This window comes from Erythrobacter sp., assembly GCF_030066995.1.
In the GTDB taxonomy this organism is placed as follows: domain Bacteria; phylum Pseudomonadota; class Alphaproteobacteria; order Sphingomonadales; family Sphingomonadaceae; genus Erythrobacter.
Genome location: NZ_JASJAP010000001.1, coordinates 736,194 through 755,798 on the forward strand (window position 1 = coordinate 736,194; position 19,605 = coordinate 755,798).

Sequence of the window (19,605 nt, forward strand, 5' to 3'; positions counted from 1 at the left end):
TGCTACGCGACTGGCGGCACGCTGGCTGAAGACGAGTTCTGATAACGGGCCTCTTTGTCGCCGACACCCGCAGCAAAAGCGATCCGTAAGAGGTCGGAAAGGTTGTGGACGCCCAGTTTCTTCATCAGGTTGGCGCGGTGAATCTCGACCGTCCGCGCGCTGATTTCGAGATCGTAGCCGATGGTCTTGTTGGGATGGCCTTTCGTCAAACCCAGCAGTACGTCATGCTCGCGGCGGGTGAGGCTGTTAATGAGCACCTCGGCCTCTTCGCGCCGTTTGCTCTTCGCGCCCGATCGATCGAGCCGTTCGAACGCTTCGCCGAGCGCCTCGATCAGAGTCTCTTTTGCAAACGGCTTCTCGATGAAATCCAACGCTCCGGCTTTCATCGCACGCACAGCGACATGGACGTCGCCATGGCCGGTCATGACAATCACGGGAAAAGCCACTCCGCGTTCGCGCAGTTCTTTTTGGACCTCAAGTCCATCGATTTCAGGCATTTGGATATCGAGCAGGATGCAGCCTGGGGCGATATTCCTGACGGCTTTCAGAAATTGGGATCCACTCTCGAAAGCTGAGACTTTGTGTCCGGAGGTCTTGAGCATAAAGCCCACCGAGCGGCGGACGGTCTCGTCATCATCGACGATGTACACCGGATAATTAGTCTTCGCCATCGGCGGCCTCCGCGAGCGGGATTTTAAAGTGAAAAGCGGTTCCGCCCAACTCGGATTCATCGACCCAAAGCTTCCCATCGTGGGATTGGATTATCGTATGGCAGATCGAAAGGCCGAGACCCAAACCGTCAGACTTCGTGCTGTTGAACGGGTGGAACAGGCGATCAGCGACATTCTGATCGAGCCCTGGGCCACTGTCGGCCACGGTGACCTGTACAAATCCTCTCGACGATCGCTTGGAAAGAACGCGAAGCTGCTTGTGACGCGAATCGACCATAGCTTCCAGGGCGTTGCGGATCAGATTGAGCACAACCTGCTGTATTTGTACGGGATCGACCAGCACCTCGTCTGCATCGGGATCGAGTTCGGTCTCGAAGTCGACACCCGCACCATCCCCGTTGATGAGCGCCAGAGCGGAAGCTTCTTGTATGATCCGAGCGAGGCTCGCAATCTGTCGCTCAGTCTCCCCATACTTGATGAAATCGCGAAGCCGATGAACAATTTGCCCCGCGCGCAACGCTTCGGATGCGCATTCGTCCATGGCCTCGCGGACAAGTTTCAGATTTTCAGGTGAGGGGTCGTCCAGAAGATCGCTGGCGGCATGCGCATAGTTGGCGACCGCCGTCAGGGGTTGGTTGAGCTCATGGGCTAACGATGTTGCAAGTGAACCCATTGAGGAGATCCGCGAAACGTGCGCGAGTTCACTCTGCAATGTGTGCAACTCACGCTCGGTCGCCTGGGTTTCCCGTAGGTCTCTGACAAAGGCCACGAAGCCGCGACGAGCGGGAGATTTGAGCGCACCTATCGTCAGTTTTATCGGGAACGTGCTTCCATCGCGATGTCGGGCTGTGGTCACGCGGCCTATCCCGATGATCCTGGCGGTGCCTGTACGACGGTAATTTCGCATGAAGCCGTCGTGTCTCTCCCTGTCGGGAGAAGGCATGAGGACGCTTACATTCTCTCCGATAATCTCCTCCTCGGCATAGCCAAACATGCTTTGCGCACCCTTGCTGAAGGATTGGATGGCGCCATCTTCATCGGAAATGATCATCGCATCCGGGACTGTATCGATCAGCGCGTGAAGTTCGTCGGCGGTGCGCAGAGCGATGAACGATTGCGGCTTCCTGGTTTTCAGACCTGTTTTTGCCATAATGCCAATCTGAAAAGGCGAACACCTTGGGTCGAAAGGAAGGCTGACACTAGGACAATTACGGATGTAAGGCGAGTCGAGGCTCGGGCAGTTCTGCCCTATGGCACGGATCCTTATCATCGACGGCCATCCCAGCGGGGAGCCGGATCATTATGTGCATGCCCTTGCATCCGCCTACCAGAAGGGGGCCGCACAGGGTCATGAGGTCCGGCGTCTCGATATCGCGCAGCTTGAATTTCCGGTGCTCCGCGAACCGCGCATCTGGAGCGAGCTTGAGCCGGAGGAGGATATTCTCAAGGCTCAAGGCGACATAAAATGGGCCGAACACATAGTGATCGTGTATCCGCTCTGGCTCGGTGATGTACCCGCACTTCTTAAAGCGTTCCTTGAGCAGGTGCTGCGTCCAGGCTTTGCCATCGAGATCACCGCACAGGCAAAATGGCGAGGCTTGCTGACAGGCAAATCCGCTCGCGTCATCGTCACTATGGGCACGCCGGCACCGGTTTATCGCCTGTTTTTCCGCTCCCACAGCGTGAAGAGCCTCAGGCGTCACATCCTGAAATTCGTCGGCATAGATCCGATTGCCACGACCATCATCGGCCGAGTGGATAGCTGGCCAGGTTACCGCAAGAAATGGCTTAAGCGAGTGGAAGAATTCGGGCGACGCGGGCGATGAACTTGATTGAGAGAAAGGTATCGGCCGGCACAATGAAGGCCATGGAGTTCTCGTCGGTGGGAACGCCGCTCGCAATGGTTGAACGCCCAATGCCTTCGCCTCGTTCGAACGAGGTTCTGCTTGAAGTTCTTGCGTGCGGTGTGTGCCGGACTGACCTCCATATCGTCGATGGGGACATAGAAGGCACTCTTCCCATTGTTCCTGGCCATGAGGTAGTTGGCCGCGTCGTGAGCAAGGGCGAACATGTGACCCGCTTTGAACTCGGTGACAGGGTGGGGGTCCCGTGGTTGGGTTCATCATGCGGACGATGCACCTATTGTCATAAGCGGCAGGAGAACCTTTGTGATGAGCCCGTCTTCACCGGCTTTACGGTCAATGGGGGTTACGCGTCGCATTGCCTGGCCGATGCCGCTTTCTGCTTTTCCATACCCGCCAGCATCGATGACGTGCACGCTGCGCCACTGCTTTGCGCTGGCCTGATAGGTTACCGAGCCTTCTCGATGTGCGGCGATGCTCTGCGCATCGGCCTCTATGGCTTTGGCGCGTCGGCGCATATCATCGCCCAGCTTGCGACGGGACTGGGGTGCACGATCGCGGCCTTCACGCGTCCGGGAGACGATACCGGGCAGGCCTTTGCGCGCGAAATGGGCTGCGCTTGGGCGGGCGGTTCTGATATGCTTTCGCCTTTCGAGCTGGACGCGGCGATCATCTTTGCCCCGGCTGGAGAGCTTGTACCGCAGGCCTTGGCGGCGGTTCGCAAAGGAGGGACCGTCGTTTGCGCGGGTATTCATATGAGCGACATTCCGACCTTTCCCTACGAGTTGTTGTGGGGCGAAAGACAAATTCGTTCGGTTGCCAATCTGACGCGCGCGGACGGCGAAAGCTTCTTTACAGCGATCGGGACAATTCAAGTGCACACGCGTGTCGAGACATTTCCACTGCACCAGGCAAACGAGGCGCTGGAGAGGCTTCGCGCCGGGACAATCACTGGCGCAGCAGTGCTTGTTCCATGATCCGATGGATGTTTTCGGTTCTTGCGGCGTTGGTCGCATGCGCTCAGCCCGTGCATGCCCAGACGGCTTGGTCGACTGCACAAGCCGAGAACCTTTATCGCTGGATGGAAAGAGCTGAGAGCGAAGGCATCGATCTGCCCAAAGCACAGGGCCAACACCTTCGTTCTGCGATTGATGCCGGTGATCTTGACCTCCTCGAACCTATTGCAAACGAAGCAGCACTTACTGTGTTGCGGGCATGGCGAGGGCGATGTTGCGGTTCAACGAAGCCTTCCTGGTGGCATATTGATGGAAGTTTGACCGACGCTCAGCTTCGCGCTGGCTTGACGGCCGCTTTGGAAGCGGACCAGCTTGATTTGTACCTTCGGTCAATTCGTCCCTCGCATACTCACTATTCGAAATTGGTGGAGGCGTTGACGGAAGAGACCGATCCGGATCGTCGCAAAGTCATGTTGGCTAATCTGGCACGATGGCGCTGGTTGCCCGCTCGGCTTGGCAAGCGATACCTGCTTGTAAACATAGCGGCGCAGGAATTGACCTTGTGGGAACAGGGCTCTTTAGAAGGGCGATGGCGCGTGATCGTTGGCAAACCTGTGACGCGAACTCCGGTTTTTACCACACAGGTCAGGGGCGTCGTCCTCAATCCCTGGTGGGAGATCCCCTCAAGCATAGCCCGCGAAGGTATTGCCAGTTTCGTAAGGCGAAACCCCGCAGCGGCGCGCGCAAGGGGCTACGTTTTCCAGAACGGGCGATACCGTCAGATGCCCGGCGATAACAACGCACTGGGGCGGATGAAACTTGTCATGCCCAATCCCTACAGCGTTTACCTACACGACACTTCGAGCCGGGATCTGTTTCGCGAAGACCCTCGCTACTTCAGCCATGGGTGCATACGAGTGGATCGGGCGCTCGAATTCGTTGGCACGCTTTTCGCAAACGATGGCTGGGATTTGGCGCGCGTTGATGAAGAAGTGGCAACCGGCAGAACTCAGACGTTTGCGCTGTCAGAGAGCCTTCCGCTCTATGTGACGTACTTTACCGCAGAGCCGGATGCCAGCGCCAGCGTGCGCTTCCTGGAGGATGTTTACGATCGCGATCCCGTTACGATCGCGCATCCCTCTACCAGCGATCCTACGGAGGTTTACGGATCACCTTCTCTTCTCGTCTCGTCCACGTTCGGCGAGGTCGCAGGAGATCTCACATGTCGAAATTGAACTTCACTCAGCCCTCCATCCTTACGTCGAAACGCTTCTCGAACCGCGAAGCCGAAACGGATTGGAGCGATGAGGTGACCACGGCAGGCGGCGCGGAAATCCTGATAACCCCCGCCCGGCCTGACGACACGGATGCGTTGGAGCGCTTCTTTGAAGGGGTCGCGCGCCGTGACCTCTATTTTCGGTTCTTGTCGGGGATGCGCAAGGTCGACGATGATCGCTTGGCGGAAATGGTCGATGACACCAATGATCGAACGATTGACTTTCTGGCCTTCGATCCTGGTTCAGGCGAAGTCCTCGCAAGTGCTATGCTCGGCGCAGACGAGAGCTTCGAGAGCGCCGAATTCGCCGTTTGCACGCGCGAGGATATGAAGCAGAAAGGGATCAGCTGGGCGCTGCTCGATCACGCCGTGCGCTACGCCAAGGCGATGGGGGTAAAGCGGATCACGTCGCTCGAAAGCGCTGAGCAGAGGGATGCTTTGCGCCTCGAAAGAGAAATGGGTTTCAAGATCAAATCCAGCTCGGACCATCCCGGCATGATCATCGCAGAAAAGGTGTTGTGAGACCACATATACGGAGGTTTGCGTATCGGGCGCGATGAACGCGGATCCTAAAAGGACGGTCCCCAAAACCAACACTCGGGAGACTTAGAAATGGCTGACGAAGCCCTGATTGCCAAGCGGCCCCGTGAACACTCCGGGCTCGCTGATTATCTGCGCGAACCATTCGACCGGTTGCGCGGAGAAGTAGACCGGATCTTCGACGAATTCCCGCCCCGCTTTCCTGCAACCAATCTCGGCATCCGCTACCTCGCATCGCTACCCATGCCGGCGCTTGAAATGCGCGAGACCGAAAAGGAATACCTTCTTTCGGTTGAATTGCCGGGAGTACAGGGCGAAGACGTCGATATCAGCGTCGATGGCGACCTGCTGATCGTTAAAGGCGAGAAGAAGGAAGAACGCGAGGAGCAAGAGCGCGACTACACAGTCTCCGAACGAAGCTACGGCGCGTTCGAGCGGCGCGTTACGCTACCCCCTGACTGCGACGTCGACGGAATTGGGGCGAGTTCGGACAATGGCGTTATCGCAATCACTATTCCGCGTCTGAGGAACGCACCCGCAAGCGCGCGAAAGATCGAGATTTCCAACAAGAGCTGAGCGGGGTTGGGAGAGGAACCACGCTCGCTCATTGGGCCATTCCGCGACGATCCAGTCGGAGCGGAATGGCCCCTTTTTTATCTCGATTTCAGGAATCACTATATCAGGGATTGCTAATTTAGAAGCATATCATATATTGATATGATGAGAACGGAAGTTAGCCTCGATCCAGACGCGATGAAGGCCAATGCGAGCGAAGCTGCGGATTTCCTCCGAGCCCTTTCGAACCGTCCTCGGCTGTTGATCCTTTGCCAGCTTGTCGAAAGGCACGAGCTTTCGGTCGGGCAACTGGTCGATCGCGTCGGCATCAGCCAATCGGCCTTGTCACAGCACCTTGCGAAACTGCGCAGTCAAGGTCTCGTCGCTTATCGGCGCGAGGCTCAGACGCTGTTTTACCGGATCGCCGACCGGCGCGCCAACAGGATACTCGAAACGCTCCACGAGCTCTTTTGTGCGAACGAACTCGAAGATGATGGGTAAAGGGACCGGCATGAAAGCTATGAAAATCGATCCACATATCGAGAGGGCTACGTCAATGGTCGAAGAGGTCATTCACGGCAGCGGCGAGGCCCCGATCGTGCGCGGCTTTTTCCATGAGCCGACCTTTACAGCGTCCTACGTGGTGCACGATCCCGGGACCAACCGCGCGCTTATTATCGATTCAGTGCTTGACTTCGACCAGGCGTCGGGACGCACATCGACCGGACACGCCGATCAGATAGTCGAGTATTTGGGAAACGCCGATCTTGAAGTGGATTTCATTCTCGAGACGCACGCGCACGCTGACCACCTCTCCGCCGCTCCGTATCTCCAAGCCAGGCTCGGAGGCGAAATTGTCATCGGATGCGAAATCCGCACTGTGCAGGACGTTTTCGGGAAGGTGTTCAACGAGGGGAGGGACTTCGCACGAGACGGCTCCCAGTTCGACCGACTCATTGGCGATGGCGACCAGCTTGAGCTGGGTGGGTTGAGCGTTCTTGCCTTGCACGTCCCCGGCCACACGCCTGCGGATCTCGCTTATGTCATCGGGGATGCGATTTTTGTAGGCGATACAATGTTCATGCCAGACTATGGAACGGCGCGCGCGGACTTTCCCGGCGGCAATGCGCAGACATTGTTTCGTTCCATCCGCCGCTTGATGGCGCTGCCCGACAAAACCCGCGTTTTCCTCTGTCACGACTACAAAGCCCCTGGAAGAGATCATTTCGTCTGGCAAACCACGATCGGTGTTCAGCGCAGAGACAACATTCACGCACATGACGGGGTCAGCGAGGATGACTTCGTTGCTATGCGCGTCGCACGCGACAAGACCCTGGGAATGCCCAGGCTCATCCTTCCGTCCATTCAGGTCAACATGCGTGCGGGCCACTTTCCAGAGGCCGAAGATAATGGCACGCGTTACCTGAAACTTCCGCTCAACAGCCTTTAGGGGAGATTAAGGCGATGTCTCCGATTTCTCCTTTGGATCCGCTTTTCGCATTGGGAGGTGGGCTCCTGATCGGCTTTGCCGCTGCTCTACTGCTTATATTTTCGGGCCGTATCGCCGGGATCAGTGGGATCGTCGCCCGTGCGACTGGCATCTCCAATTCGGGCATGCCTGTGGGACAGGCGCTCGCTTTCATCGTCGGATTGCCCGTCGGGGCTGTCGTATTTGGCTCGTGGATGCGATCTCCCGAAATCGCCGTAACCAGCTCAGTGCCGCTTCTTATCACGGCGGGATTGCTGGTGGGCTTCGGCACAAGAATGGGCAATGGCTGCACCAGCGGACATGGCGTTTGCGGCGTCTCGCGTCTCTCGCCGCGCTCGCTGGTGGCCACGGCATCCTTCATATTCACAGGCTTCGCGGCCGTCGCCGCCAGTCGTTTTGTTACTGGGGCATAGGACGATGGCGAGAATCCTGATTTCCCTGATCGCGGGAGCTCTGTTCGGCGGCGGGTTGATCGTCTCCGACATGGTCAACCCGGCTCGCGTACTCGCCTTCCTCGATATCTTCGGCGACTGGGACCCAACGCTCGCATTTGTCATGGGCGGGGCAATCGTTCCATCGGCTCTTGCCTACGCCTTCTCGAAGAAACTGAGCCGCCCGTTGATCGAAGAAAGATTCTTCGTTCCTGCAAACAGAACGATCGATCTGAAGCTCGTGACCGGCGCGCTGATCTTCGGGGCGGGCTGGGGTCTGGTCGGATATTGCCCCGGGCCTGCGATTGCGGGTCTTGTCTTCGGCGATTGGCAGCCTTTCGTTTTTGTTGCCTCCATGCTCGCAGGGATGTGGCTGTATCGGATGTCGAGCGCCTTTCTCGATAGCAAGCGATCGTTTGCCTGACGCTACACTGTGACCGCCGCCTCACGTCTCGCACGATATCTCCCGATCCTCGAATGGGGACGCACGTACAATCGCAGCGCTTTGGGCAACGACATGTTGGCGGCGGTGATCGTCACGATCATGCTGATCCCGCAGAGCCTTGCCTACGCGCTGCTTGCCGGGCTCCCGCCCGTCATTGGCCTCTACGCCTCGATCCTGCCGCTTGTTGCCTACGCTGTGTTCGGCACGAGCCGGACGCTTGCGGTGGGGCCGGTCGCGGTGATCTCGCTCATGACGGCTTCGGCGGCGGGAAGTGTGGCTGCGCCGGGGACGTCAGAATACCTAGAGGCAGCCATCGCGTTGGCCTTCCTCTCAGGCATCATGCTTGCAATCCTTGGTTTCATCCGGGCCGGGTTTCTCGCCAACCTCCTGTCGCACCCCGTCATTTCAGGGTTCATCACGGCGAGCGGGATCCTGATCGCGACGAGCCAGCTGCGCCATATTCTCGGTATTGCGGGAGGGGGCGATACGTTGCCCGAACAAATCGAAGGTCTGTGGTCCAATATCGGGGCTTCCAACGCGCCTACGATCTGTCTTGGCGTGGCTAGTCTGGCCTTCCTGTACTGGGTTCGCAAGGGTGCGAAGCCCTTTCTGGTCCGGCTTGGGCTGCGGTCGGGTGTCGCCGAAGTCGTCGCAAAGGCCGGTCCCATTTTGGCGGTTGCCGCTGCCATTCTTGCGGTGAGCGTCGGAGGGCTCGAACAGCGCGGCGTCGCTGTCGTTGGCGCAATACCCAGAGGTTTACCGCCTTTTGGTGTGCCGCAAGTTGACTTGGACTTGTGGAGCAAGCTCTGGCTGCCCGCCTTGCTCATTTCGATCATCGGCTTCGTCGAAAGCGTCTCGGTCGCCCAGACGCTTGCAGCCAAGCGCCGCCAGCGCATTTCGCCCGATCAGGAGCTCGTTGCTCTCGGCGCCAGCAATCTGTCAGCGGCCTTCTCGGGTGGCTATCCCATAACCGGAGGTTTTGCGCGCTCAGTGGTGAACTTCGATGCGGGAGCGCGCACCCCTGCCGCTGGAGCCTACACCGCAGCGGGCATCGGTCTGGCTTCGCTTTTTCTGACACCGCTCTTGTTTTCTCTGCCGGTCGCGACCCTTGCGGCCATGATTATCGTGGCGGTCCTCAGCCTGATCGATTCCAAGACGCCTTTGCGGCTTTGGATGTATTCCAAGAGCGACTTTGCCGCGCATTTGGCGACCATCGGGATGACCCTCGCGATGGGGGTGGAGATCGGAGTGATCGTCGGCGTGGCGACCGGGCTCGTCCTCTACCTATGGAAGGCGTCGCGTCCGCATGCGGCCATCGTTGGGCGCGTTCCCGGATCGGAGCATTACCGAAACATCGATCGCCACGAGGTCATCACATGGCCGCATATTCTCTCGATCCGTATTGATGAAAGCCTCACCTTCCTCAACGCCCGCTGGCTGGAGGACTATGTGCAGGACCGCATGGCTGAACAGCCCGAGCTTCGTCATGTCGTGTTGCTGTGTTCGGCGGTGAATTCGATCGATGCGTCAGGATTGGAGAGTCTTGAGGCGATCAACCACAAGCTTGCTGACGCTGGCGTCAGCCTGCACCTTTCCGAGGTAAAAGGCCCGGTTATGGACAGGCTGGGAAGGGCCAAGATTCTGGAAGACCTGCACGGCAAGGTTTTCCTCACGCATGAAAGAGCCATCGCACACCTGATCCAGCTGACAAACGAAACTCCAGCGGGCGACGATCGCTGGCACGCTCGCGGCCTGATCTAGCGCGTACCGGCGTATCTATCGTAGGTTTACCTATATCTGCCATGCGGTGGATCGGCACAATTGCCTTCCAGTTTTTAGGAAGGAGGTTTGACTGTCATGCCTACAGCAACCCGTATGGGCGTGGTCGCATTGAGCAGTGCGATAATGATCGTCATGACCGCCTGCGCGACAAGCAGCACGCCGTATCAGCCCCTAAGCGCCGGGAGCCGGGTCTCGGGAGGTTATTCCGACCTTCGAATCGATGAAACGCATTACAGGGTCAGCTTTGCCGGAAATCGTCTGACATCGCGCGAGCGAGTGGAAAGTTACCTGTTGTTTCGCGCTGCCGAACTGACGCTCCTTAAAGGATACGACTACTTCATCATCCAAGACCGCGAAGTCGAACACCAGATCGAGCGGGAAGTGCGACGCGACCCCGTCTACAATCCGTGGTTTTCCCTGCGCTACGGCTACTGGAGACCCTACTGGCGTTACTACAGATCGGGTGTTGGCTGGTATCACTGGTACCCATATTTCGGCGACCCATTCTGGGCCGAGCGCTACAGCGTGCGAACGATTGAGCGGTTTGAAGCAAGCGCCGACATCGTCCTTGGTAAAGGTCCACGCCCCAATGGAAACCTCCGCAGTTTTGATGCACGTGAGGTGAGCGAACGCCTGGCGCCTCAGATCGAGTATCCCACTCAATAGAAACTCGGATAGCATAGCCGTGGCAAGCTCGTGGACGATGCTTTGTCAGGGCGCCAGGGTCAGAAGTAGCGCGACCCCACCGAAATAGACGATGATCGTCGCAATGGAGTCCTCGCCCATGCGCAGGACCGTGCGATCGCGCCGTTCGATCAGGCCGATGACAAACAACCCGGTCAACAGCAGCGCAAGCATGGTCGCCGCAATCTCGAAGCTTCCGGCCTGCTCGATGACAGTCGGCCCAGGGGCAACCAGATCGATTGCAAGGATGATCGCGAGATTGAACATGTTGGAGCCGAAGATCTCTCCAACCGCCAATTCGTACCTCTTATGACGCATCGCTCCCACAATGGCACTCGCTTCGGGTAGCGAGGTTGCCACTGCGATAATGAGTAAGCCCACAACTCCCGTGCTCAGCCCTGTTTCGCTGGCGATCGTCTCACCAGTGTTGGCGAGAGTGACACCGCCGATCAGGATGACCGATGAAAGGCCGACAAGGGCGAGAGCCAGTCTGCCGGTCGTGATCGACTTCTGCCGCGCTTCCTCGGCAACTTCGAGGTCGGGTGGGTTGATGACCTGCCACATGGGGCGGCGTTCAGCCCGATCCGAGATCAGCAAGGCGACGATGACGCAAGCGAAGATGGCGAACGACCAGGCGCTTGCTGGCCCGCCCCAGTCGCCCCCGCCGATCCCGATCGCCGCTCCCACAAAGGCGAAAAGCGTCATGCCAAGAACCCCCTGAATTAACGTCACAGGACGCGCGACGACCGATGTCAAAGGTTTGGACCCGATCGCCGTATCAGCAAGCGCCAGCAGAAGGAGATTGAGGCTGGCGCTGCCCAGGATGTCGTTAAGCGAAAGAAGCGGCACGCCGATCGCGGCGGCGGTCGTTCCCGTGGCGAGTTCGGGAAGAGAGGTGATACCGCCAAGCACCAGCATCCCCGCGATGCCCTTGCCGATGCCGGTCTTCTCACTCAACGCAACCACGTACGCCGGAAGGCGGGTGCCAGCCCACCAGACCGCCGAGGCGGCAAGAATGAAGACGAAAGCCGATTGCCAAAGGGGAGTCATTTTCGATCTCTCCTATGGCGGCTCACTCGGCGAATTGTAAGCATGCAGCGAACGCTCAGGATGGATGTCGCGCCGCCCCCTTTCATCCGTCAAGCCATCGCTGGTGAACCCGCCGGAGCCACAGGCGGGGTGGTGAGCATCCCCAAAACTTGCCGTCCGAATGCGCCCAGTCCGAAAAGCATTGCCAACAGGAGGAACAGCAATCCTGCTAGCGGGATCAGGGTGAGCGCCAACAAGATCACGACGCCTGCCAGCGGCCATAGGAACCGCTCGAAGGTGCCCATTGCGTCTTGGTCTTTCCTGGTGATGACTTTGCGCGCAAACATTCCGATGAAGTGGGCGGCCACCGCCACGGCGATCGGTGTGAGCGCCAGAGATGAGACAAAAAGGAAAACGGCCAGCGGGATCCCGACCCCCGTCCAAAACAAGATGATCCCCAGGACCGGGACTGCCGCAGCGAAAAGCACGCCGATGCCCAGAGCCTGAAGCGGTTTTCCAGCGAGCATCCGCGAGGTTGCGTCCATCACGCGTGGCACGAGCATGACGAGCAGGGCAACGATCACAAAATAGCTGACGATCATCGTTAGGCTGAAGAACAGGAAGAACTGGCCAACGCCTCTCACCGCATCTTCGGCGGCATAGGGCTCGGTCGATGTTAGCTGGTTACGCTCGCCTACGATCACTGCGGCGGGATCGAGCTTGAGGGTGGAACCACGATAAACGAGATCCCCCTCGATCCGTGCCTTGGGACCAAGCTCGATCGCATCGCCGGAAAGGCGAGCCGATCCGGAGACCACCGAATTGACATAAATGTCATTGGCCCCGATCCGCAGATCGCGTCCGACGGGCGCTTCGAAACGCACCTCTCCGCCCGCAATAACGGCGGTTCCACCGATGTCGAAACCCTCGCGCGCGACGATTTCGCCGCCAGCCAGGATAACATCGTCGGCAACCGTTGCCGCGTTCAACTGGATATTGCCACCGGCTGCCACAACATCCCGAACTTGAGCGCTTGAGATTTCGAGATCGCCACCGGCAAGGAACAGATGATCCGCTTGCGCACCGTTTACCTTAAGCGAGCTTGCGGCGGCGAAAAGATCATCCGTGGTCTTTTGCGATACGCTGATGTCCTCGCCCGTGACAAAGACCATGTCGCTCTGTCCGTCCCCATCTGATGCCACAGGCTCTTCTGCGCTCTGGCCGAGGGAACTTGAGGGCAGGGCGATGGCACCAAACGTGAGCAGCAACCCAAAAGTCAGCCGTTTGATCGGCGCATAGTCGATAACAATCATGTCGAACGCCTCCCCGCCGGGGCCTTTGCCCAACAGCATTTCAAGAGACGTTGCTTGTGGCGGTGCCGCTGTGCCACCAGTATCCGTAAATGTCCGGATGTGAGATTATGCGAGGCTTTGCTCCCATCGGACGGCCTCTGATGTCGTGGGGTCGAATGTGCCTTGAGCCGGTAAGTTCGTAAGAGTCGCAGTTGGCGCGAAGGGTGGCGATGGGACGGGCCTTTGATCCGGCTTTGCAGATGTCCTGACCGCATTTTGCGCAAGCGCCGTGTGTTCCGGTCTCGATCTGCGCCAATGCAAAGCCAACTTGCTTCATTTCGGCCCTGAGCGCTTCATCATCGGCAAGAGCGATAGCCTGGCCGCAAAAGCTGGCATCGTGTGGGTGGCGCAGATCATCCTCGATGATCTCCGATTGCTTGAAGAGGTCCAAATAACGCTCATTAGTGGGCGATTGCGAATTTGATGGTGTTTAATATGAGGAAAGTTCAAAAAAAACGCCCATGACTACCCCAGCCGTCGCGCATGCCCGGGTGCGGCAGCCGCTGGCGGCTTTACGGCAGTTTACGTAGTTTGTTCGCTTGCATGGCCAGTACCTTTCCTGCGAACAAGCTCTTCTCGAAGGTAAGGTAAGTGACCATGCGATCCATTCTTCTGCACGTTTACGATGACAAGGCCTTCGAAGCGCGACTTCAGGTCGCGCTGGACTTCGTGCGGCATTTCAAGGGACGCATCACCTGCGCTCAAGCCGCACCCTATGACTATGGGGTGCCGACGGACTTTTATGGTGCCATGTCCGCGGAGATGGTTGTCGATTACGAAAAGACGGCCACGCGGAGCCGAGGCGAGATCGAGCAGCGCCTGGCGGGTGAAGGCGTGTCCTGGGTTTGGAAGTCATCGCGAGGCGCAGCTGTCGGGCTGATCGGGTCATGTGCGCCCCTCCACGATGTTGTGATTGTCGGATCAAATGACCCCCTTGGATTTCCAGGTTCTCCCTCACGATTTGTTGGCGAATTAATCGAAAGAGTCAGGGCCCCAATCCTTGTCGTGCCTGAAAGCGTCCGCTCGTTCGACTTTGGCGCTCCTGCCGTAGTTGCCTGGAACGGCGCGCCGGAATGCGCGCACGCCTTGCGAGCCGCGCTTCCAGCGTTGCGCCAAGCCAGTTGCGTTCATGTCCTGCAAGTCGCTGAGAAGAAAAAGAAGAAATACAAAGATAAATTCGATCTGCCATCAACGCAGGCGTTGGAATATCTGGCGCAGCACGATCTAAAGAGCGAGCTGATTGAATTGCAGCGTGAGAAAGGTGACTCGATAGCCGAGACCCTCATGAAAGCGGCTCATGCCCGTGAGGCGGGCTTCATAGTCATGGGCGCCTATGGCCACTCGCGTTTCAGAGAGCGCATGCTCGGCGGCGTTACGCGGAGCATGTTGAGCGATCCGCGTCTGCCGCTGCTTCTTGCCCACTAGGCCGATCACCCCGAATCTCGAGGGATTACGCCGGCTATGCGGGTCGTAAGAGTTCTTGGCGCGATGGCCCTTGGCGGCGCAATCTGGCATCTTGCCGATGGACTCTTCACCGATGGCCACCTTCGACTGGTCCGATATGATGCGCGTTGAACACTGGTCAGGAAAGGCTTCATGATGGGCGTCGAGAGGCTTGGGCGAGGCTTGGTCACAACGCTGTTGTTGTTCATCTGTCTGGCGGTACCGGGCACCGCGTTTGCGGACGTCGTGATCGAAAACGTCAGTATCGTGGACCTGGAGACCGGCGCCGTTGCCGATCAGCAGACAGTCCTCATCGAAGGCGGTCGGATCGCCCGTATCGCGCCTCGTCTTGAAGCGCCCGAAACCGCCGAGCGCGTCGAGGGCGAGGGACGCTTCTTGATTCCGGGCTTGTGGGACAGCCACGTGCACATTTTCTCGTCGCGCAGCGAGCCCGAGACGGCGCTACCGCTTTACCTTATCCATGGGATTACCGGCGTGCGGGATATGGGCGCATTGTGGCCCATCGCGGATCAAAAGGAGTTGCAGGCGAAAATCGAGAGCGGCGAAGCGCTTGGCCCGCGCCTTTTGCTGGCGGGCGCTTGGGTCGACGCCCGACCGGGTTCGTGGCCTGGCATGTTTCTGGCCGACACGCCGGATGAGGCACGCGAAACTGTGACCCAAATCGCAGAAGAGGGGTGGGCTGCGGTCAAATCCTATTCAATGCTGGCCAAGCCTACGTATCTCGCTCTGGCCGACGCCGCCAAGCACGCCGGATTGCCTTTGGTCGGCCATATCCCCGAGCGGGTCTCACTGCCCACCGCGCTTGTCGCTGGCCAGCGCGGAATGGAGCATTTCGGGCGCATGACGATGGCCTGCTCGAAGGCCGAGAACCAAATGATTGAGGAATTGCGGGCGGCAATGGACCTGGAAGTGTCGCTCCAAGAGGTTTTTGCCATAATGGCCTCACGCAACCGGATCATCCTCGATACGTGGGACGAAACGCTCTGCGAGCGTGTGCTCCAGCGGGTCGCAGCGGCCCGGTTGCATGTCAGCCCGACTTTGGTCGTCGCCAACTTCTATCTCGGCAACTGGCCGCCGGCGGAAGCGCCCCGGATGAAGCTGATCCCCGCCGAAGTGCGCGAAGCCTGGGGCAAGCCTGACTTTCGACTGGAAGCGATGACCGACGAGGTGCGCGCGTTGGCCGAGAAGAGCATCGCGCTCGACCGCAAGACCTTCCTTATGGCGCATCGGGCCGGGGTTCCGATCCTTGCCTCATCCGATGCTTCTTTTGCTAATCCCTTCTTGTTCCATGGCTTTTCTCTGCTCGACGAGCTTGATCTCTATGTCGAGATCGGGCTGACCCCGCGTGAGGCGCTCTACACAGCGACCGTTGCTCCGCCGCGTTTCTTTGGCCTTGCCGATCAGGATGGCACAATCGCCGAAGGTCGGCGCGCGGATCTGGTCCTGCTTGACGCGAACCCGCTGGATGGGCTGGCGCCGCTGCGCAAGCCGAGGGCTGTTATTGCCAACGGACGTTTGATCGACAGTGATGCACTCTCCATGATGGCGTCCGACTTGCGCGAAAAGGCGCAGACAAGCAACTGAAATTACTGGCCTTCTAGAAAACGCCCGAAAGCAGCAAGAGACTGCAAGCGAGGGCTCCGATGGCAGGGACCAGTTGCGGTACCGTGAAGCACTCTTGTGGCGGGCGATCCTCGTGCATTTTGACCCGCAAAAGGGAAATGTTCACGAGGATGAAAGTGACCAGTACGATTTGCGATGTTCGCTCCGCCAGCACTCCAATGGGGAAGAGTTGCGAGAGCGCGATGATGATAAGGACCACCGTCGCTGTGGCGACTAGGGGTGTCTGCGTGCGCCTCGACACCGCTGCCAGCGGTTGTGGCAGATAGCCGCGATCGGCCATGCCGTAGATCATGCGCGAAGCCATGATGATCTGGATGAGTATGCCGTTTACCGTGGCCACCACGGCGATAGCGCCGAATGCATCGCGCACAAGCGAGGGCGCGTTGCCAAAGGCGAGCATCAAGGGCGATGAACTGCCCGCGAGCACCTCTATGGGAATCGTTGTCACGACCGCGATGGTCGTCAGCGTGTAAAGCAGGGTCGAAACAGCAAGGGTCACAATGACCGCCCTGGGATAGGCGCTGCGCGGGTCCTTCACCTCTTCCGCAACGCTTGCCATGTCCTCAAATCCGATGAAGGCGAAGAAGGCGAGCGTGGAGGCAGCTATGATACCGAACCAGTGGCCTATCTCGAACGTGGGCAACAGAGCGACCGCGGGGATGATCGAAGCTGAAGGACCAGCGAAACTCCAACCGATAACCAGCAGCAGCCCGGCGACCTCGATCAGAGTAATTGTAGCCGCCGCCCTGACGGATTCGCTGATGCCCCACGCGGCGAGCAGACCCATGACCACCACCGTAGCAATGGCGAGGAGCGGGATCGGCAAGCCGGTAAGGCCGTTCAAATAACCTCCCGCGCCGATTGCGACCGCGGAAGCGGATACGATCCCCGAAAGCGCAATCAGAAGACCGATCGAGGTGGTGAGCCAGGGCTTCTGAAAGCCGGCCTCGACATAAGCGGCTGCCCCCGAACTTACAGGATAGCGTGTAGCCAGCTCGATGTACGAAAGCGCCGTTACCCCGACGACCGCTGCTGCGATGAGGAAGGAAACGGGCGCGAAGATCCCGGCCTTTTCGGCGGTGGCGCCGACCAGCACATAGATCCCGGCGCCCAGAGTAACCCCAAGGCCATAAAGGCAGAGCAGTGGCCAAGACAAAGCGCGCCTGAGCTTTGGTTTAGCCTCAGCGTCTTGCGATTGTTGCGTTTTGCCAGGGGCTTCCGATGGGATCATGCGACCGCACTTTCTTTGCAGTTCTATAGCCTCAGCCGGGCCCAGACCGGCAAATGGTCCGATGCCCGTGTTGCAAGAGAGCTGCGATGCACTCCGCATTCGAGCGCTTCGACCCGGTCGCAATGCATTATTCGATCAAGGCGAGCGAGGGGCCGCAGGCTGTGAAAGCTTCGTCCGCAGTCAAGCACCGAGAAGTGCTTGCCGAACACCTTTAGGCATCCGGCGTTCGGGCGCCACTCATTAAGGTCCCCGGTCAGAATGGTCGGCCCGAACTCCTGCTCTTCGAGCGCAAGGTCAGCGATCACGTTGGCCTGACGCGTGCGCCACAATCCCGACAGATCGAGATGCATTCCGAACACGGATACAGGTCGGCCTCTTACCCTGAGCCTTGCCGTAATAACTCCTCGCGGTTCGAGATAGGGGATATGGATGATGTCGTGATGTTCGATTGCAATATGCTCGCGAACAAGGATTGCGTTGCCATGCCAACCCATCGAATCCCTTTGCACGTCGAGGGGAACGGCCCGGTAATTCGAGTGAGCCTCGATGAGAAATGGGGGCAGGGCGCTCTGACGTCGCCCGAAACGGCGGTCCGCCTCCTGCAGTATGACGATATCTGCATCGATCTCTTCCAGAACGTTGAGGATGCGAATGGGCCTGCGGGTCCGATCGGTCCCGATCGCTTTGCGAATGTTGTAGCTCGCGACTTTGACTTCGGTCCTCGACATCAGATCAGATCAGCCATCAAACGGGCGGTGTTTTCCAGGACTTTCGACCACAGCGACCGTTGGCGCCAGTCTTCAAGAGAGAGTCTTTCGCAGTTGCTTAGCAGATTGTCCTCAATCTGCTGCAATTCCTGGGCAAAGTCAGCGTCGAAGGAAATAAGATCGATCTCCGCGTTCAATTCGAAAGAGCGCATGTCCATGTTGCTCGTACCAACGATCGAGACTTCATAGTCGACGCGGAAGTGCTTGGCGTGCAGAAAATCCGGACCGTAGCGATAGATCTCCAGCCCAGCGGCAAGCAGTTCGGAATAGTAGCTTCGCTGGGCAAGGCCGACCACGCGGTTGTCGCTGCGCTCTGATGTGATCAGACACACGCGCACTCCGCCGAGTGTCGCGGCCTTGATGGCTGAGATTATGGCATCGTTTGGGACAAAATAGGGTGTGGTAATTACGACCCGTTCGGCGGCGTTGTAGATGGCCTGAGCGAAAATGAGATCGACGCCAACCTCGGGGTTCTCAGGGCCTGTCGCTACAATCTGCGCTGACCGATCATTCCCTCGCTCCGGGCGGGGGAAGAGTTCATCACTGACCAGCTCTTCCAGCGTTTCAAGATACCAGTCGAGCGCAAAGACCGCTTGGAGTTGTGAGACTGCCGGACCTTCAATGCGCAGCAGCAAATCCTTGTTCGTCCGGCGTGAATGCTGGGTCGGGTCCCAAATATTCTGCGACCCGATATACCCTATTTTACCATCAACGATCACAACCTTGCGATGATTTCGCAGATCGACACGAGAGCTGCGCAAACGTCGGCGTAGCGGGAGGATGTCGTGCACTTGTGCACCTATACTCCGAAGGCGCCGCTTGAGCTTTCGCAGTGAGCCATAAGATCCAAGAGCGTCGACCAGAACGCGGCATGTGACACCGCGCGCGGCGGCCTGTTCCAAGGCTACAATGATCTTTTCGCCGATCCGATCATCCCTGAAGATGTAGAACTCAAGATGGACATGATGCTCGGCCGCAAGGATGTCGGCGACAATCGCATCGTATGCTGCTTCATAACGATCGAGCGTCTCGATCCTGTTCTCCGAGGTTGCCGAGAAGCCTCCTATGCCCATTGCCAATCGTTCGACTGCGCGATTGTCCGACGACAATTCGGGTGTCCGCCCAAAGTCTTCGATCCGCGAGCGGATGCGGTCAAGAAGGTCCGGAAGCCGCTCAATCCGAGCTTTCCTGTCGGCTGCGAAATATGGACGCCCGATCAGGGCGTAGACGACCAGCGCGACCCAGGGCAGGCCAAAAAATATGAGCAGCCAACTGCGCGCTTCGGCGGGAGGCCTGCGAAACGGGACGAGCACGAACGCAACGAGGGCGACGATCCATCCGGCAACGACAAATTTGTTCGCCCATAGCCAAAGTGCCCAGGATGGCAGAGGTTCGGCAAGGATCGTCGTATCTACCAAAATCGGCTCGGTCCTCCTCTGGCCATCCCA

General features: G+C 58.5%; 20 protein-coding genes and 1 pseudogene. 14 read left to right on the top strand and 7 right to left on the bottom strand.

Annotated elements, in window-relative coordinates; translation table 11 throughout:
* Window positions 1-2 precede the first annotated feature (2 nt).
* A complete protein-coding gene (locus tag QNI87_RS03510) occupies window positions 3-671 on the bottom strand; it encodes a response regulator (protein WP_300594022.1) in 669 nt (222 codons plus the stop codon).
* Window positions 658-1,941, bottom strand: a complete 1,284-nt coding sequence (locus tag QNI87_RS03515; RefSeq protein ID WP_300594025.1) for a PAS domain S-box protein — start codon at window positions 1,939-1,941, stop codon at window positions 658-660. The genes QNI87_RS03510 and QNI87_RS03515 overlap by 14 nt, the downstream gene beginning before the upstream one ends.
* On the opposite strand from QNI87_RS03515, the gene QNI87_RS03520 reads away from it, so the two are divergent.
* The 12 genes and pseudogenes from QNI87_RS03520 (at window position 1,922) to QNI87_RS03570 (ending at window position 10,673) form a co-directional block, all read left to right on the top strand.
* Window positions 1,922-2,497, top strand: a complete 576-nt coding sequence (locus tag QNI87_RS03520) for an NAD(P)H-dependent oxidoreductase (protein WP_300594028.1) — start codon at window positions 1,922-1,924, stop codon at window positions 2,495-2,497. The two genes, QNI87_RS03515 and QNI87_RS03520, sit on opposite strands and share 20 nt — an antisense overlap.
* A 74-nt stretch (window positions 2,498-2,571) precedes the next feature.
* Entirely contained in the window at window positions 2,572-3,510 is a 939-nt protein-coding gene (locus QNI87_RS03525; RefSeq protein WP_366146162.1) for a zinc-dependent alcohol dehydrogenase family protein, read from the top strand.
* Window positions 3,511-3,518: 8 nt separating this feature from the next.
* Window positions 3,519-3,914: pseudogene (locus tag QNI87_RS15720) on the top strand (hypothetical protein); the annotation flags it as partial.
* Window positions 3,915-4,724, top strand: a complete 810-nt coding sequence (locus QNI87_RS03530) for a L,D-transpeptidase family protein (protein ID WP_300594034.1) — start codon at window positions 3,915-3,917, stop codon at window positions 4,722-4,724.
* On the top strand, window positions 4,712-5,287 hold the full coding sequence (locus tag QNI87_RS03535; RefSeq protein ID WP_300594037.1) for a GNAT family N-acetyltransferase: 576 nt from the start codon (window positions 4,712-4,714) through the stop codon (window positions 5,285-5,287). Before QNI87_RS03530 ends, QNI87_RS03535 begins: the two co-directional genes overlap by 13 nt.
* A 90-nt stretch (window positions 5,288-5,377) precedes the next feature.
* A complete protein-coding gene (locus tag QNI87_RS03540; RefSeq protein ID WP_300594040.1) occupies window positions 5,378-5,881 on the top strand; it encodes an Hsp20/alpha crystallin family protein in 504 nt (167 codons plus the stop codon).
* 141 nt (window positions 5,882-6,022) lie between these two features.
* Window positions 6,023-6,361, top strand: coding sequence for a metalloregulator ArsR/SmtB family transcription factor (locus tag QNI87_RS03545; RefSeq protein ID WP_300594043.1), 339 nt, complete (start codon window positions 6,023-6,025; stop codon window positions 6,359-6,361).
* Window positions 6,362-6,416: 55 nt separating this feature from the next.
* On the top strand, window positions 6,417-7,310 hold the full coding sequence (locus QNI87_RS03550) for an MBL fold metallo-hydrolase (RefSeq protein ID WP_300595299.1): 894 nt from the start codon (window positions 6,417-6,419) through the stop codon (window positions 7,308-7,310).
* Between the two features lie 14 nt (window positions 7,311-7,324).
* Window positions 7,325-7,762, top strand: a complete 438-nt coding sequence (locus tag QNI87_RS03555) for a YeeE/YedE thiosulfate transporter family protein (RefSeq protein WP_300594046.1) — start codon at window positions 7,325-7,327, stop codon at window positions 7,760-7,762.
* Window positions 7,763-7,766: 4 nt separating this feature from the next.
* Window positions 7,767-8,204 (top strand): DUF6691 family protein, encoded by a 438-nt coding sequence (locus tag QNI87_RS03560; RefSeq protein WP_300594049.1) that lies wholly within the window; start codon window positions 7,767-7,769, stop codon window positions 8,202-8,204.
* Window positions 8,205-8,213: 9 nt separating this feature from the next.
* Window positions 8,214-9,986 (top strand): sulfate permease, encoded by a 1,773-nt coding sequence (gene sulP, locus QNI87_RS03565; RefSeq protein WP_300594052.1) that lies wholly within the window; start codon window positions 8,214-8,216, stop codon window positions 9,984-9,986.
* Window positions 9,987-10,130: 144 nt separating this feature from the next.
* Window positions 10,131-10,673 carry a hypothetical protein gene (locus QNI87_RS03570; protein ID WP_300594055.1) on the top strand — a complete coding sequence of 181 codons (543 nt, stop codon included), beginning with the start codon at window positions 10,131-10,133 and terminating at the stop codon, window positions 10,671-10,673.
* A 45-nt stretch (window positions 10,674-10,718) separates the two neighbouring features.
* Here QNI87_RS03570 and QNI87_RS03575 read toward each other — a convergent pair whose 3' ends face one another.
* Both QNI87_RS03575 and QNI87_RS03580 read right to left on the bottom strand, forming a co-directional pair.
* Window positions 10,719-11,741: a sodium:calcium antiporter gene (locus QNI87_RS03575; protein WP_300594058.1), complete on the bottom strand. Its 1,023-nt coding sequence runs from the start codon at window positions 11,739-11,741 to the stop codon at window positions 10,719-10,721.
* 89 nt (window positions 11,742-11,830) lie between these two features.
* A complete protein-coding gene (locus QNI87_RS03580; protein ID WP_300594060.1) occupies window positions 11,831-13,072 on the bottom strand; it encodes a hypothetical protein in 1,242 nt (413 codons plus the stop codon).
* 597 nt (window positions 13,073-13,669) lie between these two features.
* Here QNI87_RS03580 and QNI87_RS03585 point away from each other — a divergent pair.
* Complete coding sequence (locus QNI87_RS03585) at window positions 13,670-14,497, top strand: universal stress protein (protein ID WP_300594063.1); 828 nt, start codon at window positions 13,670-13,672, stop codon at window positions 14,495-14,497.
* A gap of 171 nt (window positions 14,498-14,668) precedes the next feature.
* Window positions 14,669-16,120, top strand: coding sequence for an amidohydrolase family protein (locus QNI87_RS03590; RefSeq protein ID WP_300594065.1), 1,452 nt, complete (start codon window positions 14,669-14,671; stop codon window positions 16,118-16,120).
* Window positions 16,121-16,133: 13 nt separating this feature from the next.
* On the opposite strand, the gene QNI87_RS03595 is transcribed toward QNI87_RS03590, so the two are convergent.
* The 3 genes from QNI87_RS03595 to cls all read right to left on the bottom strand — a co-directional run bounded on the left by QNI87_RS03595 (window position 16,134) and on the right by cls (window position 19,575).
* Complete coding sequence (locus QNI87_RS03595; RefSeq protein WP_300594068.1) at window positions 16,134-17,315, bottom strand: amino acid permease; 1,182 nt, start codon at window positions 17,313-17,315, stop codon at window positions 16,134-16,136.
* Between the two features lie 98 nt (window positions 17,316-17,413).
* Window positions 17,414-18,118, bottom strand: coding sequence for an endonuclease/exonuclease/phosphatase family protein (locus QNI87_RS03600; RefSeq protein WP_300594071.1), 705 nt, complete (start codon window positions 18,116-18,118; stop codon window positions 17,414-17,416).
* Entirely contained in the window at window positions 18,118-19,575 is a 1,458-nt protein-coding gene (cls, locus tag QNI87_RS03605) for a cardiolipin synthase (RefSeq protein ID WP_300594074.1), read from the bottom strand. The genes QNI87_RS03600 and cls overlap by 1 nt, the downstream gene beginning before the upstream one ends.
* Window positions 19,576-19,605 lie beyond the last annotated feature (30 nt).

Coding starts and splice junctions, on each gene's coding strand:
- QNI87_RS03510 (WP_300594022.1), bottom strand. CDS start 671: ATGGCGAAGACTAATTATCCGGTGTACATCGTCGATGATGACGAGACC.
- QNI87_RS03520 (WP_300594028.1), top strand. CDS start 1,922: ATGGCACGGATCCTTATCATCGACGGCCATCCCAGCGGGGAGCCGGAT.
- QNI87_RS03515 (WP_300594025.1), bottom strand. CDS start 1,941: ATGATAAGGATCCGTGCCATAGGGCAGAACTGCCCGAGCCTCGACTCG.
- QNI87_RS03525 (WP_366146162.1), top strand. CDS start 2,572: ATGGTTGAACGCCCAATGCCTTCGCCTCGTTCGAACGAGGTTCTGCTT.
- QNI87_RS03535 (WP_300594037.1), top strand. CDS start 4,712: ATGTCGAAATTGAACTTCACTCAGCCCTCCATCCTTACGTCGAAACGC.
- QNI87_RS03540 (WP_300594040.1), top strand. CDS start 5,378: ATGGCTGACGAAGCCCTGATTGCCAAGCGGCCCCGTGAACACTCCGGG.
- QNI87_RS03545 (WP_300594043.1), top strand. CDS start 6,023: ATGATGAGAACGGAAGTTAGCCTCGATCCAGACGCGATGAAGGCCAAT.
- QNI87_RS03550 (WP_300595299.1), top strand. CDS start 6,417: ATGGTCGAAGAGGTCATTCACGGCAGCGGCGAGGCCCCGATCGTGCGC.
- QNI87_RS03555 (WP_300594046.1), top strand. CDS start 7,325: ATGTCTCCGATTTCTCCTTTGGATCCGCTTTTCGCATTGGGAGGTGGG.
- QNI87_RS03560 (WP_300594049.1), top strand. CDS start 7,767: ATGGCGAGAATCCTGATTTCCCTGATCGCGGGAGCTCTGTTCGGCGGC.
- QNI87_RS03570 (WP_300594055.1), top strand. CDS start 10,131: ATGATCGTCATGACCGCCTGCGCGACAAGCAGCACGCCGTATCAGCCC.
- QNI87_RS03575 (WP_300594058.1), bottom strand. CDS start 11,741: ATGACTCCCCTTTGGCAATCGGCTTTCGTCTTCATTCTTGCCGCCTCG.
- QNI87_RS03580 (WP_300594060.1), bottom strand. CDS start 13,072: ATGCTGTTGGGCAAAGGCCCCGGCGGGGAGGCGTTCGACATGATTGTT.
- QNI87_RS03585 (WP_300594063.1), top strand. CDS start 13,670: ATGCGATCCATTCTTCTGCACGTTTACGATGACAAGGCCTTCGAAGCG.
- QNI87_RS03590 (WP_300594065.1), top strand. CDS start 14,669: ATGATGGGCGTCGAGAGGCTTGGGCGAGGCTTGGTCACAACGCTGTTG.
- QNI87_RS03600 (WP_300594071.1), bottom strand. CDS start 18,118: ATGTCGAGGACCGAAGTCAAAGTCGCGAGCTACAACATTCGCAAAGCG.